Consider the following 17,462-nt stretch of genomic DNA (forward strand, 5'->3'; position numbering starts at 1 on the left):
GAAAATCGACAATTAAAGCTATTAAAAAATGAAGGTATTTTGTTAGAGAATCACAAAATTAAATTAAAAGATTATCAATGGATATTTTAATTTTTTGCTTAAAATAAAATAAATAATTTATTCAATCGAATCAAATCATGTTAATAAGTAAATTATAGGTCTGACTTATTAAAATAATTAAAAAACTGCATGTCTGAAATCGGACATGCAGTTTTTTTAGACTAAGGATAACCTTAGATCAGCGAACGATCAGAACAGGAATATGACTTTCTCCCAAAACTTTCTGAGCAACGCTACCTAAAATAAACTTTTTAAATCCAGTTCTACCATGAGATCCCATGATGATTAAATCCACTTCAAGATTTTGAGCAGCTTTAATAATTTCCTCATGAACTGAAAAACCTTCTACAACTTGTGTTGCAACTGTTTGTCCCAATTCTTCAAATTGTTTTTGAGCTTTTGTTAAATTTTCCTGAACATAAGATCGAACACGTTCGATTAGTTCATTGCTTTGCCCCATACGTAAATACGCATCTGCCAAATATGGGTCTAAAGTCATTACTTGAACCAAAGTAATTTGGCTATTTAAAGCTTTAGCAAGTTGTGCTGCTTGCTGAATGACATTTGCTGAAATTTCAGAGTCGTCGATAGCGACAAGAATTTTTTGATAAGCCATGATAAATACTCCTTATTATTACACTTTGATTCGCTTCTAAATTTTTGTTTAAAATAAAAACTATACTTTCATATTAAACTTATTATTCGCATAATAAAACCTAGTAATTTCATAAGAATAATTGTTGGTTTTAGATGTTTTGATGTGTTTAATTATTTGAAAATTATAAAAATATTAAAGTTGTATAAGGGGTATTTTAAAGTTGATTGTTTCATAGACTTTTGTCTAAATATGAGTGTAAACCATCAAGTTGATCAGTTTGTAATAGTTCTCTAATTTTTAAAATCTGCTTTTCATCTAGCTCATAGAGTTTTAAAGAAAGTAGTCTTTCAATATCTGTTTCGGAAAAACGATACTTAATAATTTTAGCAGGTACACCGCCTACAATTGCATAAGGAGGTACATCTTGAGTGACAATAGCTCCTGTGGCAACCACAGCACCTTCACCGAGTTTAATACCTTGCATGATCATGGCTCTGCTACCAATCCAGCAGCCATCTGCAATTATGGTGTCACCCGCAGCAAGAAAACTGCGTGTATCAAAAGGGAAGGTGGAAATCCAGTCAGCTCTATGCAGCTGATTGCCGCCCATCATAATGACACATTCGGCACCGAAGCAAACAAAATTACCAATATAGAGCTGGTCTATTGGTTTATCTGGTGTGGATACTTTGTCATGTAGATAACGTACTACACAACGTTCAAAACCTTGATCCCAATAAGCAGAATAATAGGAATAATTACCTTTAATATGAATATTTGGATTTTTTACAGTTTTCGCAATAAATTCGAACTCACACCAATGTTTAACAGGGGAGTTGATCGAAGTTGAGTCCATTTACATTTCACAGAATAATTTGAGAAGAAAAACCCCTCAAAGGTGAGGGGTTAATTGGGCTTGGAATATTATAGGTATTCCACGCTCACGATTTCGTATTCAACTTCACCTTGTGGTGTTTGAATTTTAGCTTCATCGCCTTCGCTTTTGCCTAATAGGCCACGAGCGATTGGAGAGTTCACTGAGATTTTATTAATTTTAAAATCTGCTTCATCGTCGCCTACGATTTTATAGGTCTTACGTTCTTCAGTATCTAGGTTTTCAATCGTTACCGTAACACCAAATACAACACGACCGTTTTGTTCAAGATCTTTAACGTCAATTACCTGACATGCGCCAAGTTTACCTTCGATATCTTGAATACGACCTTCACAGAAGCCTTGTTGCTCACGTGCTGCATGATACTCAGCATTTTCTTTGAGGTCACCATGCTCACGTGCCTCAGCAATAGCCTGTGTAATACGTGGGCGATCAACTGTTTTTAACTGTTGTAATTCTTTCTCTAAGGCAACCTTGCCTTCAGGAGTCATAGGATAACGTTGCATTTTAGTCCCCTCTAAATTGGTTGGGAAAATACAGGATTAAAAAAAGAAAAAGCCCGCCACCGATAAGGTGACGGGACTTTATCGGTAGAGAATTAACCTACAGTTTGTAAATCTTGCAAGCGGTATACATCCATTGGCAATTTCACAGCAAATGCTTGGCAAACTGCTTCTGCACCATTGATTGTCGTTGTGTAGTACACTTTGCCTTGTAGGGCAGCACGACGAATCATTGCAGAATCGTATTGAGCTTGTTTGCCTTCAGTGGTGTTGACAATAAGATGAATTTCACCATTTTTCAAGCGGTCTACAATGTGTGGACGACCTTCAGTCACTTTATTGACTGCTTCACATTCCAAACCAGCTTCTTGCAATACTTGGTAAGTACCGTTGGTTGCAACAAGTTTGAAACCGTAAGCAATCAATTGTTTAGCGATATTAGCAATATATTTCTTGTCTGATTCACGAACAGATAAGAATGCATATTTCACTTCGCCTTCAGTTGGCAAGCCTGGTAAACGTTCATTTGAACCAAGTACAGCTTTGTAGAATGCTTCGCCAAATGTTTCACCTACACCCATAACTTCACCTGTAGATTTCATCTCAGGTCCAAGCATTGGGTCAACACCTTGGAATTTAGCAAACGGGAATACCGCTTCTTTTACAGCAAAGTGAGTTGGGATGATCTCTTTAGTGAATCCTTGAGATTCTAAAGATTGACCAGCCATACAACGAGCAGCAACTTTCGCTAAAGATTCACCGATACATTTCGATACGAAAGGAACCGTACGTGATGCACGTGGATTCACTTCAAGTACATAAATGTCGTTGCCTTTTACTGCAAACTGAACGTTCATCAAACCTACAACGCCAAGCTCTTTTGCCATCGCAACAGTTTGACGACGCATTTCATCCTGAACTTCTTGTGAAAGAGAGTAAGGAGGAATCGAACATGCTGAGTCACCTGAGTGGATACCTGCTTGTTCAATATGTTGCATGATACCGCCAATCACGACGTCTTTACCGTCAGATACGCAGTCCACATCAACTTCAGTTGCATCATCAAGGAAACGGTCAAGAAGAACAGGCGCTTCATTAGACGCTTGAACTGCTTCACGAAGGTAACGCTTAAGTTCTTCTTCGTTATATACGATTTCCATTGCGCGACCACCCAATACATAAGATGGACGAACAACTAGCGGATAACCAACTTTTGCAGCTTCAGAGATACCTTCTTCAGCAGATTTTACAATGCTGTTGTTCGGTTGACGAAGCTGTAGACGTTGAATCATTTGCTGGAAACGTTCACGGTCTTCTGCACGGTCAATCGCATCTGGAGATGTACCAATGATTGGTGTACCTGCTTCTTCCAAAGCACGAGCCAATTTCAAAGGTGTTTGACCACCGTATTGTACGATCACGCCTTTAGGCTTCTCAGTACGTACGATTTCAAGTACATCTTCCAATGTAACAGGTTCGAAGTACAAACGATCTGATGTGTCATAGTCGGTAGAAACAGTTTCAGGGTTACAGTTCACCATGATTGTTTCGTAACCGTCATCACGCATAGCTAGGGCAGCGTGTACACAGCAGTAGTCAAACTCAATACCTTGACCAATACGGTTCGGACCACCACCGATGACCATGATTTTGTCACGGCTTGATGGATTTGCTTCACATTCTTCATCATAAGTTGAATACATGTAAGCTGTACCTGATTCGAACTCAGCAGCACATGTATCAACACGTTTATAAACTGGATATACACCCAAGTTCCAACGTTGCTTACGGAATTGCTTTTGTGAAATACCCATTAAGTCAGCAATACGAAGGTCAGATAAACCTTTGCGCTTGAATGAACGGATATTGTCAGCGTTTAAATCACCAAAACCTAAAGTTTTTACTTGAGCTTCAGTTTTAACGATATCTTCAATTTGGATCAAGAACCAACGGTCAATCTTCGTTGCTTCAAACACTTCATCTAATGAGAAACCATGACGGAATGCGTCGGCAACATACCAAATACGATCTGGACCTGGAACTTTAAGCTCTTTTAAGATGATGTCTTTAGCATTTGCTGTACCAACTTCGATTTTTTCATCAAAGCCACTCACACCAACTTCAAGACCACGAAGTGCTTTTTGAACAGATTCTTGGAAGTTACGACCAATCGCCATCACTTCGCCCACAGATTTCATCTGAGTTGTAAGAACAGGCTCAGCTTGTGGGAATTTTTCGAAGTTAAAGCGTGGAATCTTGGTTACGACATAGTCAATTGCTGGTTCGAAGCTTGCAGGTGTTACACCGCCAGTGATGTCATTTTTCAATTCATCAAGGGTATAACCAACCGCAAGTTTTGCAGCAATTTTTGCAATCGGGAAGCCAGTAGCTTTAGACGCAAGCGCAGATGAACGAGAAACACGAGGGTTCATCTCGATCACAACCATACGACCATCTTTCGGATTAATACCGAACTGAACGTTTGAACCACCTGTTTCAACACCGATTTCACGCAGAACAGCAACCGATGCATTACGCATGATTTGATATTCTTTATCTGTCAATGTTTGAGCAGGGGCAACAGTGATTGAGTCACCAGTATGCACGCCCATTGGGTCAAAGTTTTCGATCGCACATACGATAATACAGTTGTCGTTTTTATCACGAACAACTTCCATCTCGTATTCTTTCCAACCAATTAATGATTCATCAATCAATAATTGTTTAGTTGGAGAAAGATCGAAACCGCGTTCACAGATTTCAATAAATTCTTCTTTATTGTATGCGATACCACCACCAGAACCACCCATCGTGAATGACGGACGAATGATCACTGGGAAGCCGAAACGTGCTTGAATTTCCAATGCATGTTCCATGCTTTCAGCAACATCAGCACGAGGACATTCAAGTCCAATTTTACGCATTGCGATGTCAAAAAGTTTACGATCTTCTGCTTTTTCAATCGCTTCTTTTGATGCACCAATCAATTCAACGTTATATTTTTCTAAAATACCGTTAGCATCTAATGCAAGTGCACAGTTCAATGCAGTTTGACCACCCATCGTTGGGAGAACTGCATCTGGGCGTTCTTTTTCAATAATTTGTGCAACTGTCTGCCAAGTGATCGGCTCGATATAAGTTGCATCCGCCATTGAAGGATCGGTCATGATGGTCGCTGGGTTAGAGTTCACCAAAATAACACGGTAACCTTCTTCACGAAGCGCTTTACATGCTTGTGCACCAGAGTAGTCAAACTCACACGCCTGACCAATGACAATAGGACCAGCACCAATAATTAAGATGCTTTTAATATCCGTACGTTTAGGCATTATTCGCTCCTTAATTACTTCTTAGCTGCTTCGATAAGTTCGATGAAATGATCGAACAACGGAGCGCAATCATGTGGACCAGGACTCGCTTCAGGGTGACCTTGGAAGCTGAATGCAGGTTTGTCAGTGCGATGAATACCTTGGTTTGTACCATCAAACAATGAACGATGTGTTACTTTTAAGTTTGAAGGTAAGGTGCTTTCATCAACTGCAAAGCCATGGTTTTGAGAAGTAATCATCACTGTACCATTCTCAAGGTTTTGTACAGGATGGTTGGCGCCGTGATGACCATGATTCATTTTCATCGTCTTCGCACCAGAAGCAAGCGCTAAAATTTGGTGACCTAAACAAATACCAAAGACTGGTAATGTTGTGGTTTCAACGATGGTTTTAACTGCTTCGATTGCATAGTCACATGCTGCTGGATCACCAGGACCATTTGACAAGAAAACGCCATCTGGATTTAAAGCAAGGACTTTTTCAGCAGGTGTTTGTGCAGGAACAACTGTTAACTTACAGCCGCGATCTGCGAGCATACGTAAGATGTTGGTTTTGACACCATAATCATATGCAACAACATGATATTTAAGTTCTGGTTGGGTAAAACCTTTGCCTAATGCCCAAGAACCTTCAGTCCACTCGAAACCTTCAGGGTCACAGCATTCTTTAGCAAGATCAAGACCATTTAAACCACCGAATTCACGTGCTTTGGCAATAGCTTCTTCTTCTGTAATATTTTCGCCAGCAAGGATACAACCGTTTTGTGCTCCTTTTTCACGTAAGATACGAGTTAACTTTCGTGTGTCAATATCTGCGATTGCAACAACATTATGTTGTTGTAAATATTCGCTAAGTGATTGCTCAGAACGGAAGTTACTGTGTAATAGTGGAAGATCACGAATAATTAAACCATTCGCCCATACTTTATGGATGCGACCTGATTCAACGTCTTCACTATTACAGCCAGTATTTCCGATATGAGGATAAGTCAACGTAACAAGTTGCTGTGCGTAACTTGGGTCAGTCAAAATTTCTTGATAACCAGTCATGGCAGTATTAAAAACGACTTCACCAGTCGTACTACCCGATGCACCGATAGACGTTCCTTTAAAGATCGTTCCATCTGCGAGGGCTAAAATGGCGGGGGTGCTCAAACCAAAGCTCCTGAACTAAAACCACAAAAATAGGGCTGTAAAAAAGCGAGTAGACATAAAAAAAGGTAGGCTGTCTTTAAAAACATGCCCCTCCTTCCAGTCTGCTCGCTTGTAACTTAACAGCGCATTATACGCATGAGTCTCTGAAAAGTCTATGTGTTTTATTTATTAAAGTGAGTTAAAAGTACACGTGTAAAAATGAGGGGCAGAAAAGAGTGTCTATTGCAAAATAACTCATTCTTCTAAGTATAGAATGAGATATTATGCAAATTGTTAGACAATTTTTGCCTGATTCGATGCTGAAGCGATTTATCTTATACCTAGCCAAAAAATCAACAATCAGTATAGAGGGGAATCAAGATGGCTGAGAATCAAGCGCCGACAACTGCTGAAGAAGTGAAAGAAGTTGCTGTCGAGAAAACGGCTAAAGCTAAAGAAACTGTTGCTGCAAAAACAGCAGAAGTGAAAGAAGTTGTAGCTGAAAAGACTGCTGAAGTTAAAGAAGCAGTTGCAGAGAAAACAGCAAAAGCGAAAGAAGTTGTAGCTGAAAAAACTGCTAAAGCGAAAGAAGTAATTGCTGAAACTCAAGAACAAGCGAAAGAAGTAATTGCTGAAACTCAAGAGCAAGTGAAAGAAGTGATTGCTGAAACTCAAGAAAAAATTGAGACTGAAGCTAAAGAATTGAATCAAAATATTCAAAATCAATTGACTCAAATCAAGCAAGATTTACTTCAACGTATTGAAGTGATCAAATCACAATTAAATTCTTCTCAAGGTAACTTGTTTGAATTAAAGAATGCGTTGAAAACTGAGTTAAATGCTTTAATTGAAGATTTAACGAAAGTAAGCAAAGAATTAAAAGATGATATTAGCCAAATCTCTGTTAAGCACAAAGATACGCTAGTTGGCAGTTTTAAACGTACTAAAGATCAAGCTGTAGAAGCTTGGAACAAAGTTCGTGCTAGTTAATTACTAGCCAATAAAAAAGCGAGATATATTCTCGCTTTTTTATTGATTAAAATTGATGTAGCCAATCACGTTTGTTGTGAAAATCGGCTTGAGGGCTACTGTGCTGCATGGCAAAATAATGCATACCTTGTGTGGTATTTAATACAGCAGTTAAACCTACATATAAATCTGACCACTTCAACTTATTGCTTTGCATAAATTGAGTAAGGTCTAAACTTACATTTAATCCGTAATGGGTTTTCTGTAAGTGATTTAGCTCAATATCATATGCAGGAAGTGGCGGTATATTTTCAGGGAATCGGTATTCTTCAAATTGATAAGCTTGCCAAGCTTGAGAAGGGGAAAGATTAATTTCTCTATAGAAATCTTCATCTTTCACACCTACAAAAATTTCAAAACACGTTTGTTCCCATAAAAAGTCGAGGCGAGGATGTGCTGCGACGAGATCGGGATAAATTAAAAACTGATTTGGGTCACGAACCCAAAAACCAACATTTATAGTCGCTGGTGTTTGTTGCTCAATCGCTCCAACAACGGTAATTGCACTAAAACGATCGAAAGCAGAGAGTTCATAACTTGCCATAGCTTGATTACTTGCTTAAATGTGCAAAACGAACGAGATTTGAGAGATTTTGATTTTGTTTGTCCGCTTTCTTATAAAGCAAAACAATTTTACCAATTTTTTGTACTGATTCAGCGCCTGTAGCTTCAACAAGTGCATCAATTACAGCTGCACGATCTTCACGATCTTCACCCGAGATTTTAACTTTGATAAGTTCATGATCATTCAAAGCGCGATTTGTTTCTTCAATTACGTTTTCTGTCAAACCCTGACCACCAATCATAACAACTGGATTCAGCGCGTGGCCAATTTGACGTAAACGTTTGCGCTCATGGATAGATAAAGCCGCCATTTAAAAAATACCTGATTTGAAAAACGAAGTAGTATAACTTGCATCCCGTTTCTAAGATAGATTAATGGCGCTTGTGGATGGATAAAAATGATCAAAAATAAGAGAAATATCCAATTTAGATGATCGAAAAAAATCTGTAAAAGTTCGTGTGAATGAAGTACATCCGTACTGTAATGGGAGTAATTTTCACGTACAATGACTAATCAGAAGTTTTTTGAAATTTAGTGAGTTATGGCGACACGCATTACCAATCAAAAATTGTCTAAAAGCAGTCGTGCATGGATGAGAGAGCACTTGGATGATCCTTTTGTGAAAAAAGCACAAAAAGAAGGTTATCGCGCTCGTGCAGCATATAAGTTACTTGAAATCCAAGAAAAATATAAAATGATCAAACCAGGAATGACGGTTGTCGATCTTGGTGCAGCACCAGGTAGTTGGTCACAAATCGCTGGAAAGCTGGTTGGTTCTAATGGTCTAGTAATTGCTTCAGATATTTTACCAATGGATGCACTTCCTGACGTGACTTTCTTACAAGGTGACTTCCGAGAGGAAGAAGTTTTTGAAAAATTGTTAAATATTTTAAATGGACGTCAAGTTGACGTTGTAATTTCTGATATGGCCCCCAATACATCAGGTAATAGGGCTGTTGATCAACCGCGCCAAATTTATCTTTGTGAATTGGCTTTGGATTTTGCTCAAAAAGTTTTAGGACCAAATGGACAATTTATTGTTAAAGTGTTCCAAGGTTCGGGCTTTGACGAATTCAGAAAGCAAGTGGTCGATAGTTTTGATGTATTAAAAACAGCTAAACCTGAGGCGTCTCGTGCTCGATCAAAAGAGGTTTTTTTGATTGGACAAGGTCGTAAAAAGGCATTGCAATAAAAGTGTACTTGCCAAGTTGTTAAAAATTGTGCATTTTGTACCTTTTAAGTTTTTTGCAACGCAAATTCATTGCTGTTTTTGTGAAGGTCAGCCAAGATTAGGTATGATCAAATTAGATTGATATGGGAATAAAGCCTTGAGCGATTACTTCAAGAATGCCGTATTGTGGCTCATCATACTCGGTGTTCTGATTTTGATTTTTAGCAACGTCAGTGACCGCAATAAGCCTGCCGCGATGAAATATTCTGATTTCGTAGCAGCAGTTAATGCTGGGCAGATTAAACAAGTCACAATTGACGGTTTAAATATTAGCGGTGAAAAAACCAATGGTTCTTCATTTGAAACGGTTCGCCCACAAGTTGAAGACACTGAGTTGCTACCAAGCTTGAACAAACAAAATGTTGTAGTTGAGGGGACAGCTCCGCAACGTCAAGGCATTTTGATGCAACTTCTCATTGCGAGTTTCCCAGTATTGCTCATCATTTTATTATTCATGTTCTTCATGCGTAATATGGGCGGTGGCGCTGGTGGCAAAAACGGTCCTATGAGTTTTGGTAAGTCAAAAGCAAAAATGTTATCTGAAGATCAAATCAAGGTAACGTTTACTGATGTTGCAGGTTGTGACGAAGCAAAACAAGAAGTCGTTGAAATTGTCGATTTCTTAAAAGATCCAGCAAAATTCAAACGTCTTGGTGCAACTATTCCACGTGGTGTGTTAATGGTTGGTCCTCCAGGTACAGGTAAAACATTATTAGCCAAAGCAATTGCTGGTGAAGCTAAAGTTCCTTTCTTTAGTATTTCTGGTTCTGATTTCGTTGAAATGTTTGTTGGTGTTGGTGCTTCACGTGTTCGTGATATGTTCGAACAAGCTAAACGTCATGCACCATGTATTATTTTCATTGATGAGATTGATGCTGTAGGTCGTCATCGTGGTTCAGGTACAGGTGGCGGTCATGATGAACGTGAACAAACCTTGAACCAAATGCTTGTAGAGATGGACGGTTTTGAAGGCAATGAAGGTGTGATCGTAATTGCTGCCACAAACCGTGTAGATGTATTGGATAAAGCTTTACTTCGTCCAGGTCGTTTTGACCGTCAAGTGATGGTAGGGTTACCTGACATTCGTGGTCGTGAGCAAATCTTAAATGTTCATTTGAAGAAATTACCTTCAGTGACTGGTGTTGATGTTAAAGTCCTTGCACGTGGTACACCAGGCTTCTCTGGTGCGCAACTAGCAAACTTAGTGAATGAAGCTGCATTGTTCGCTGCTCGTCGTAACAAGAACACTGTCGACATGCATGATTTCGAAGATGCAAAAGACAAAATCTACATGGGTCCTGAACGTAAGTCGATGGTGATTCGTGAAGAAGAACGTCGTGCTACTGCGTACCATGAAGCGGGTCATGCCATCGTTGCTGAAATCTTGCCTGGTACTGATCCTGTGCATAAAGTAACGATTATGCCACGCGGTTGGGCTTTGGGTGTGACATGGCAGCTGCCTGAACAAGACCAAACTAGCCATTATAAAGATAAGATGTTGAATGAGCTTTCAATCTTATTTGGCGGTCGTATTGCTGAAGAAGTTTTCATTAATCAAATGTCAACTGGTGCTTCAAACGACTTCGAACGAGCGACTAAAATGGCTCGTGCGATGGTAACCAAATATGGTATGTCAGAAAGACTTGGCGTCATGGTCTATGAAGATGAAAACCAAAATGGTTTCTTTGGAAATGTTGGTAGTCGTACAATTTCTGATGCTACACAACAAAAAGTAGATGAAGAAGTTCGTCGTATCCTTGATCAACAATATAAAGTTGCTCGTGATATTTTGGAAAATAATCAAGATATCGCACATGCTATGGTTAAAGCCTTGATGGAATGGGAAACGATTGATCGTGACCAAATTCGTGACATCATGGAAGGTCGTGAACCTCGTCCACCAAAAGTATATGTTGCTGAGAATCCTGTGGCTGCATTTGAACCACCAAAAGATGGTCCATCTACGCCACCACCATTACCAGCAATGGGTTAATACCTTGAAATTAAAAAGAGCAATTTAGGTTGCTCTTTTTTATGTTCTAAAAAATATATAAATAAAATTAGCATTTGTTAGCTTGGAAATTGCAACTTTATTATTCTATTGAAAATAAATCATCAGCTTGCGCACTTCAGTCTTGTTAATATATACAAACTAGAGAGAGGAGTGTCTAAATGCAGTTGATGCCATTACCAAATTGTCAGTTAAAGTGTGGTCGTTTAAGTTTAGATTTATCTCAACCTCAAATTATGGGTATTCTGAACGTAACTCCTGATTCTTTTAGCGATGGTGGGTTGCATCATCAAAAAGATCAAGCAGTACAACGTGCGTTACTAATGATTGAGCAGGGCGCTACTATCATTGATATAGGCGGAGAATCTACCCGTCCCAATGCTTCGCCAGTCGAACTAGAAGAAGAAATTCGCCGTGTGATTCCTGTGGTTGAAACATTATCAAAACACGATGTGATCATGTCGATTGATACCAGTCAGCCCGAGGTGATACGTGCGGCAGTGAAAGCAGGTGCACATATTTGGAACGATGTTCGTGCACTCACACGTCCCCAAGCATTAGAAATGGCTGCCGAATTGAATATACCTGTCGTGTTAATGCATATGCGTGGTGAGCCGACTAATATGAATCAGTTAGATCAATATGAAAATGTGACAGAGGACGTGATTCAAGAATTACAACAGCGTCTAGATCAAGCTGTTCAAGTTGGAATCAAACCTGAAAATATTATTCTCGATCCTGGTTTTGGTTTTGCTAAAAATGCTCAACAGAACTTTCAATTACTAAACGAGTTTTGGAAACTGAATCGCTTGGGATTTCCTTTGCTATCTGGTTTATCTAGGAAAAGATTTATTGGTGATGCATTAGCGGGTATACCAGCACAAGAGCGTACAGTAGGGAGTGTCATGGGGCATATGTTAAGTATCCAGCAGGGTGCGAGTATTGTTCGCGTACATGATGTTAAGGCGACTAAAGATGCAATCAATGTTTGGAATAGAATGTTGTTCAGTTCATTGTAATTTAAGAGAAATTATGAAGATAAAGATACATTAACATACGGTGTATCTTTATTTTTTTACGTAGAATATTAATCAAAAGATATATTTAAAAAATTGAAATTAGATCTAGGGGTTTTAAGATGTATCAATCAAAGAAAATTTTGAGTTTAGCAGTACTCAGTTCTATGCTCGTTGCTTGTGGTAATCCAGTCAGGGAAACAGGCATTGTTGCTATGTCACCGCCGCCGACTGCGCACATGTCTTCGGAAATGGCACGTAAGATGGTTACACCGTCTTACATAGCTGCAATCCCTGCACCTGAGCGAGTAAAACTTGAGGCAAACACAGAAAAATATCAAAAGAATGAAGTCAATCCAGTTCATCGCGTAGCTGAGCGAGCAGTTTCTACTTTTAGTATCGATGTTGATACAGGAAGTTATACCAATACAAGACGTTTTCTAAATGATGGTCGCTTGCCTCCTGTTGATGCTATTCGTGTCGAGGAAATGATTAATTATTTTGATTATCAATATCCTCAACCTGTTGGAATCCATCCATTTTCAGTGACAACAGAAACTGTTGATTCTCCATGGAAAGAAAATGCCAAATTAATCAAAATTGGCATTCAAGCAAAAGATTTATCAGTCAAACAGTTACCTGCTGCTAATCTTGTTTTTTTAGTCGATGTTTCAGGCAGTATGGATGATCCAGATAAATTGCCATTAGTGAAGCAAACATTAAGAATCTTAACTGAACAGCTTCGTCCCCAAGATAAAGTAACGATTATTACTTATGCGAGCGGGGAAAAATTAGTTTTAGAACCCACCTCAGGTGATCAAAAAGATAAAATTCTTCGTGTAATTGATGAGCTTCGTGCGGGTGGGGCTACATCAGGAGAGCAGGCGATACAACTAGCTTACAAACAAGCTGAAAAAGCATTTATTAAAAATGGAATCAATCGCATTTTATTGGCAACGGATGGCGATTTTAATGTTGGAATTACAGATTTTAGTACCTTAAAAGGTATGGTGGCTGAGAAGCGTAAAAGTGGAGTTTCTTTGACTGCATTAGGTTATGGTACAGGTAATTACAATGAAGAATTAATGGAGCAAATTGCTGATGCAGGTGATGGTAATTACTCTTATATCGACAATAAGAATGAAGCTAAAAAAGTCGTGCAACGTCAGTTATCTTCAACATTAGCCACTGTCGCTCAAGATGTTAAAATTCAAGTTGAATTTAATCCAGCAACTGTTAAAGAATATCGATTAGTTGGTTATGAAAATCGTATGTTGAAACAGGAAGATTTTAATAATGATAAAGTTGATGCTGGAGATATTGGAGCAGGACATAATGTCACAGCACTATATGAAATTATTCCTGTGGGTCAGCAAGGCTGGAATAATGATTCACGCTATCAAGCAAGCACAAAAATCGATGCTTCAAAGAAAACAGAATATGCATTTGTAAATTTGCGCTATAAATTGCCAAATCAAGATAAAAGCATCTTATTGAATCAAGCTGTTCAGCTTGGTAGCAAGCCTCTAGAAAAAGCCAATAGTGATACAAGATTTGCGATTGCAGTAGCTTCATATGCACAGCAATTAAAAGGTGGACAATATAATGGTGCAGTGGGCTGGGATCAGATCATTCAACTTGGTCAGCAATCTACTCAACCTGATCCATATCAAATGCGTGCAGAGTTCGTAGAGCTTGCTAAGATCGCCAAGAATTTAAGTGCACGAAAAGATTAAAATCTGTTTTCTAAAAAGCGGTTGATAGAGCCGCTTTTTTTATGCCTAAATATCGTGCTTTACATGAGATTGTGATATAAGCATGTCGTTTTATTGATGTATTCATTTTTATGTTTGAAAATTTACTTCTCCCGATGTTTGATGATGATTATTATCCCGATATTCTAGTGGCTGAAATCAAACAACATATTAAGCAATTTTCAAAGAAAGTCAGTCGGTCTGATTTATCTGAAATGGAAATTTACGCAGTAGCTCATCAAACGATGAAAGAAATCAATGAGATGAAACCTCAGTTTGAAGATTTAGAGTCAAGTCTAGATGATACAGCTGCAGATTATATCGCTGAAGCTATGATGATGATTGTTCAAGATGCAGGTTATCTTGATATCGAAATGGAAGAGTTAATTGCCAATCGAGAGTGGTAATCACACTCTCGATATAATTATTTAATAATTACTGCTGAGTTACCTCTTTTTCACTCCATAATTTAGGTAACTTTATTTGGCCAGAAATCCAAGCTTCAACTTTGTTCTGTTTTACTCTTTTGTAATATTTACTTTGACTATGAACGAGTAGCCCAATCGTATCTCCTTGTTGAAGATGGGTATTAATGCTTGGTAACTCAACATCTTGATAATTCTGTGTCTTTAAATTTAATCCAGAAATAATTTGGTCATGAAGCTGCTTACGTTTTGGGTTAAATGGCGTTGTTTGTTCATTAAGAGTCTTATATTTCCCTGTTTGAGCTGACTTGACTGCCATTGAAATAAAAAAAGTTGCATCATCATTTTCTGTTTCGACAGCAAGTGACAATAAAGACGATCCTGTGATGAAGCTTTTTTGATTTGCTGTATGGATAGGAATAAATACATCCTGAGTTGTGTTAGGTGCAATCCATGTTTTGTTCAAATCGTAGGATGTAATCGGTTTTAAATCATTGATTTGGATTACTGGACTTTGATCAATACAGACTTCAGGAAGTTCAGATGATGAATTTTGATCTTTTAGTTTGAGGTCGAACCAGCTTATTATGGTTTTTTGTAAATCGTAGCTCTTTTGATTCCCACAACGAATAGATTTTCCAATATACCAAAAAGGTGTACTGCCCAAAGGAGAGTGTTGAGCAAATGGCTGTAGATGCCCACCTTCGACACCGATCAAATGAACTTGACGATTCGCTTCTTGCAAGCATTTTGTTGCTTTCACACCTTCATTAAATGGGAAAAGTACATCTCTAAATCCCTGAATAATTAAAGCATCAGCCTGAGGACGTTGTTCACGTTGGCAAAACCAGCTAGCTTGATGTGTTTTTAGAAAATCATAAATGGAAGGGTTGAGTTGTGGCTGTTGAGTATCTCGATATGCTTGTTTTAATTCTGGGTCGAATTTGTTCCAGTTCCACCAGTCTCCAATCAGATTTAAGAAATCAATCCAATTACTTTTTGGCACACCATTTGGGGCTAAACTTTCAACAATATCGTACCATGTCGTAATAGGAACAATTGCTTGTAATCGTTTGTCTAAAGCTGAAGCAATATATTGCACACCACCTGCATAGGATTCACCAATCATTCCAGCACGAACACCATTTTGATTTTTAGCCAGTTGCGGTAAATTTTGTTCAGCCCAATTTAAAATCGTAATGACATCTTGTGCTTCTTTTTCAGGGTCTGTTAAGCGAATCTTTCCTTGACTCCCCCCATGTCCTCGTTGATCAAAACTGATGACCCAATAGCCTTTTTTCCAAGCTGATTTGGCAACCTGCCCAGTTGGAAGTAGAAAACCATACAAGCTTAGTTCAGGGCGCTTCATGCGAGATAGGCCGAAACCATGTGTATGGAGGATTAATGGGGCAGTTTGATTTGTTGATAGTTTGGGTTGATAGACGGTAAAAGCAATCAAGGTTCCATCAGAGGCTTTTGTTTTGACTTGATAATAACGTTGTTTTAGCTCAGTCGTATGAACTTTAGAAATTTGATTTGGTTGAACAGTGGCATGCACACAGCCTTGTAAAATCAAAAATACAGCGAACCAAATCCATAAAAGGCTACTACGCATTGATTCTTTCATCCTTGAATAAATCTATCTATAAGTAGTGTAACTGTTGCATAGCGGGTTATGCTATCGACGAGTCGGTCATTTTACTGACCAACTCGAGTTTTGTTTAATTAGTGTTTAGTTCTAGGATAGGTATACGCAAAAAGACCAAAACACAGCAAGCCCAATCCAGTAACCAAATATAAATGGATTTGCTCATGATTAAATAAGGTACCCCAAATTGTTGCCAGTACTGGTGTAATAATCGTAATGAGCATGACTGTTGTTGGATTGAGTTTTTGGACTAAGTGGAAATAAAAAATCATAGCCAAAACTGAAGAGCACAAAGCACTATAGAGTAAAGCTATAGAGGTTTGAATGCTTGGCAGCTCTGTTGGAATTGCTGACAGAAAAAAGGGAAGTAGGCATACATAACCTAACCATGACACGATCGTTGAACCTGTCATTTGAATGATAGGGTGTATACCAGCTCCAACTCGTGCAATTGCAAACATAGATAATACATAGAGCATCACTGCAATGATTTCATAAATCAAGCCTACAAGATCAAGTTGAATATCGCGTGAACCGATACCTATTGTCAGTAACAAGCCTATAAAGGCAATCGTCAGACCAAACCATTGGCGGTTATGAAATCGTTCTTGTTTAAGGATAAAAACTGAAATCAAACCTGTCCATAAAGGTGCTGTTCCATAAATGATTGAAATCATGCTCGATGAAACTCGAGTTGCTCCCATATAGCAAAATGTCATAGAACCAAATAATCCCAATGCACCTGCGATATAACTCATCAGTGCCTGTTTACTGAGGGTTAATTTAAGTCGAAAGCAGACTAAACAAATGAGTGCTAAAGGAATGGCCAAACTGAATCGGATAAACAAGCCCCACGCCCAATGAATCTCATGCACGGTCCAGACGGCTGCTAATGGAGTGAGCTACCAAATCAATACAACCGCAATAAATTGCCCGACTGTAGCAAGGCGAGGGTGAAACATCGCTACAGTCGGCGAAGTCTGTGTTGGTGAAATAAAATTCTTTTGTTGTAACTGTGTCATTTGATAACTTCCTTATGGATAGGTTTTTTTATGCAATAAAAAAAGGTCGCTGTTGAGGCGACCTTTCTGTTGTGAATGTTTTATTTAGTCATTCATTTGATCAATGTTAGAAAAGTTTCCTCGCATAAAAATGCAGACACGTCGCCATGCTGCATAGGCTGAGACGCGATGCGAAATTTGTACTAAGCGTGGAGAAAAACTTTTCGATTTAGTCATAAGAGGTTTAACTGAATATTTGTAATT

At 38.6% G+C, this 17,462-nt stretch carries 14 protein-coding genes and 1 pseudogene; 6 read left to right on the forward strand and 9 right to left on the reverse strand.

Annotated features, from left to right (window positions below; genetic code table 11):
• Positions 1 to 238: 238 nt before the first annotated feature.
• From A2003_RS01820 to carA, 5 genes are all read right to left on the reverse strand, one after another.
• Positions 239 to 676 (reverse strand): universal stress protein, encoded by a 438-nt coding sequence (locus A2003_RS01820; RefSeq protein WP_004956015.1) that lies wholly within the window; start codon positions 674 to 676, stop codon positions 239 to 241.
• 211 nt (positions 677 to 887) lie between these two features.
• Positions 888 to 1,514: a CatB-related O-acetyltransferase gene (locus A2003_RS01825; RefSeq protein ID WP_004963548.1), complete on the reverse strand. Its 627-nt coding sequence runs from the start codon at positions 1,512 to 1,514 to the stop codon at positions 888 to 890.
• A 68-nt stretch (positions 1,515 to 1,582) separates the two neighbouring features.
• Complete coding sequence (gene greA, locus A2003_RS01830) at positions 1,583 to 2,059, reverse strand: transcription elongation factor GreA (RefSeq protein WP_004878279.1); 477 nt, start codon at positions 2,057 to 2,059, stop codon at positions 1,583 to 1,585.
• 92 nt (positions 2,060 to 2,151) lie between these two features.
• Positions 2,152 to 5,385 carry a carbamoyl-phosphate synthase large subunit gene (gene carB, locus A2003_RS01835; RefSeq protein ID WP_004908293.1) on the reverse strand — a complete coding sequence of 1,078 codons (3,234 nt, stop codon included), beginning with the start codon at positions 5,383 to 5,385 and terminating at the stop codon, positions 2,152 to 2,154.
• 14 nt (positions 5,386 to 5,399) lie between these two features.
• The gene (gene carA, locus A2003_RS01840; protein WP_004956022.1) at positions 5,400 to 6,539 is read right to left on the reverse strand and encodes a glutamine-hydrolyzing carbamoyl-phosphate synthase small subunit; all 1,140 of its coding nucleotides are present in this window, start codon (positions 6,537 to 6,539) and stop codon (positions 5,400 to 5,402) included.
• Between the two features lie 360 nt (positions 6,540 to 6,899).
• Between carA and A2003_RS01845 the strand changes: the two genes are divergently transcribed.
• On the forward strand, positions 6,900 to 7,508 hold the full coding sequence (locus A2003_RS01845) for a hypothetical protein (protein WP_004963543.1): 609 nt from the start codon (positions 6,900 to 6,902) through the stop codon (positions 7,506 to 7,508).
• A 46-nt stretch (positions 7,509 to 7,554) separates the two neighbouring features.
• On the opposite strand, the gene A2003_RS01850 is transcribed toward A2003_RS01845, so the two are convergent.
• A complete protein-coding gene (locus A2003_RS01850) occupies positions 7,555 to 8,091 on the reverse strand; it encodes a DOMON-like domain-containing protein (protein ID WP_004908285.1) in 537 nt (178 codons plus the stop codon).
• A gap of 7 nt (positions 8,092 to 8,098) precedes the next feature.
• Complete coding sequence (gene yhbY / locus A2003_RS01855; RefSeq protein WP_004963538.1) at positions 8,099 to 8,422, reverse strand: ribosome assembly RNA-binding protein YhbY; 324 nt, start codon at positions 8,420 to 8,422, stop codon at positions 8,099 to 8,101.
• Between the two features lie 231 nt (positions 8,423 to 8,653).
• Between yhbY and rlmE the strand changes: the two genes are divergently transcribed.
• The 5 genes from rlmE to A2003_RS01880 all read left to right on the forward strand — a co-directional run bounded on the left by rlmE (position 8,654) and on the right by A2003_RS01880 (position 14,531).
• Positions 8,654 to 9,304 (forward strand): 23S rRNA (uridine(2552)-2'-O)-methyltransferase RlmE, encoded by a 651-nt coding sequence (gene rlmE / locus A2003_RS01860; RefSeq protein ID WP_004908277.1) that lies wholly within the window; start codon positions 8,654 to 8,656, stop codon positions 9,302 to 9,304.
• A 136-nt stretch (positions 9,305 to 9,440) separates the two neighbouring features.
• Positions 9,441 to 11,336 (forward strand): ATP-dependent zinc metalloprotease FtsH, encoded by a 1,896-nt coding sequence (gene ftsH, locus A2003_RS01865; protein ID WP_004963534.1) that lies wholly within the window; start codon positions 9,441 to 9,443, stop codon positions 11,334 to 11,336.
• 179 nt (positions 11,337 to 11,515) lie between these two features.
• On the forward strand, positions 11,516 to 12,373 hold the full coding sequence (gene folP, locus A2003_RS01870; RefSeq protein ID WP_004963531.1) for a dihydropteroate synthase: 858 nt from the start codon (positions 11,516 to 11,518) through the stop codon (positions 12,371 to 12,373).
• 119 nt (positions 12,374 to 12,492) lie between these two features.
• Positions 12,493 to 14,106, forward strand: a complete 1,614-nt coding sequence (locus A2003_RS01875; protein ID WP_004908265.1) for a vWA domain-containing protein — start codon at positions 12,493 to 12,495, stop codon at positions 14,104 to 14,106.
• Between the two features lie 110 nt (positions 14,107 to 14,216).
• The gene (locus A2003_RS01880; RefSeq protein ID WP_004963525.1) at positions 14,217 to 14,531 is read left to right on the forward strand and encodes a DUF5713 family protein; all 315 of its coding nucleotides are present in this window, start codon (positions 14,217 to 14,219) and stop codon (positions 14,529 to 14,531) included.
• A gap of 28 nt (positions 14,532 to 14,559) precedes the next feature.
• Here A2003_RS01880 and A2003_RS01885 read toward each other — a convergent pair whose 3' ends face one another.
• Positions 14,560 to 16,164: an alpha/beta hydrolase family protein gene (locus A2003_RS01885; RefSeq protein ID WP_286686733.1), complete on the reverse strand. Its 1,605-nt coding sequence runs from the start codon at positions 16,162 to 16,164 to the stop codon at positions 14,560 to 14,562.
• A 110-nt stretch (positions 16,165 to 16,274) separates the two neighbouring features.
• Positions 16,275 to 17,219 (reverse strand): annotated as a pseudogene (locus A2003_RS01890) (DMT family transporter).
• Positions 17,220 to 17,462 lie beyond the last annotated feature (243 nt).

This window comes from Acinetobacter sp. GWC1_38_13, from assembly GCF_001767535.1.
GTDB lineage: Bacteria > Pseudomonadota > Gammaproteobacteria > Pseudomonadales > Moraxellaceae > Acinetobacter > Acinetobacter junii.

Coding starts and splice junctions, on each gene's coding strand:
- A2003_RS01820 (WP_004956015.1), bottom strand. CDS start 676: ATGGCTTATCAAAAAATTCTTGTCGCTATCGACGACTCTGAAATTTCA.
- A2003_RS01825 (WP_004963548.1), bottom strand. CDS start 1,514: ATGGACTCAACTTCGATCAACTCCCCTGTTAAACATTGGTGTGAGTTC.
- greA (WP_004878279.1), bottom strand. CDS start 2,059: ATGCAACGTTATCCTATGACTCCTGAAGGCAAGGTTGCCTTAGAGAAA.
- carB (WP_004908293.1), bottom strand. CDS start 5,385: ATGCCTAAACGTACGGATATTAAAAGCATCTTAATTATTGGTGCTGGT.
- A2003_RS01845 (WP_004963543.1), top strand. CDS start 6,900: ATGGCTGAGAATCAAGCGCCGACAACTGCTGAAGAAGTGAAAGAAGTT.
- A2003_RS01850 (WP_004908285.1), bottom strand. CDS start 8,091: ATGGCAAGTTATGAACTCTCTGCTTTCGATCGTTTTAGTGCAATTACC.
- yhbY (WP_004963538.1), bottom strand. CDS start 8,422: ATGGCGGCTTTATCTATCCATGAGCGCAAACGTTTACGTCAAATTGGC.
- rlmE (WP_004908277.1), top strand. CDS start 8,654: ATGGCGACACGCATTACCAATCAAAAATTGTCTAAAAGCAGTCGTGCA.
- folP (WP_004963531.1), top strand. CDS start 11,516: ATGCAGTTGATGCCATTACCAAATTGTCAGTTAAAGTGTGGTCGTTTA.
- A2003_RS01875 (WP_004908265.1), top strand. CDS start 12,493: ATGTATCAATCAAAGAAAATTTTGAGTTTAGCAGTACTCAGTTCTATG.
- A2003_RS01880 (WP_004963525.1), top strand. CDS start 14,217: ATGTTTGAAAATTTACTTCTCCCGATGTTTGATGATGATTATTATCCC.
- A2003_RS01885 (WP_286686733.1), bottom strand. CDS start 16,164: ATGCGTAGTAGCCTTTTATGGATTTGGTTCGCTGTATTTTTGATTTTA.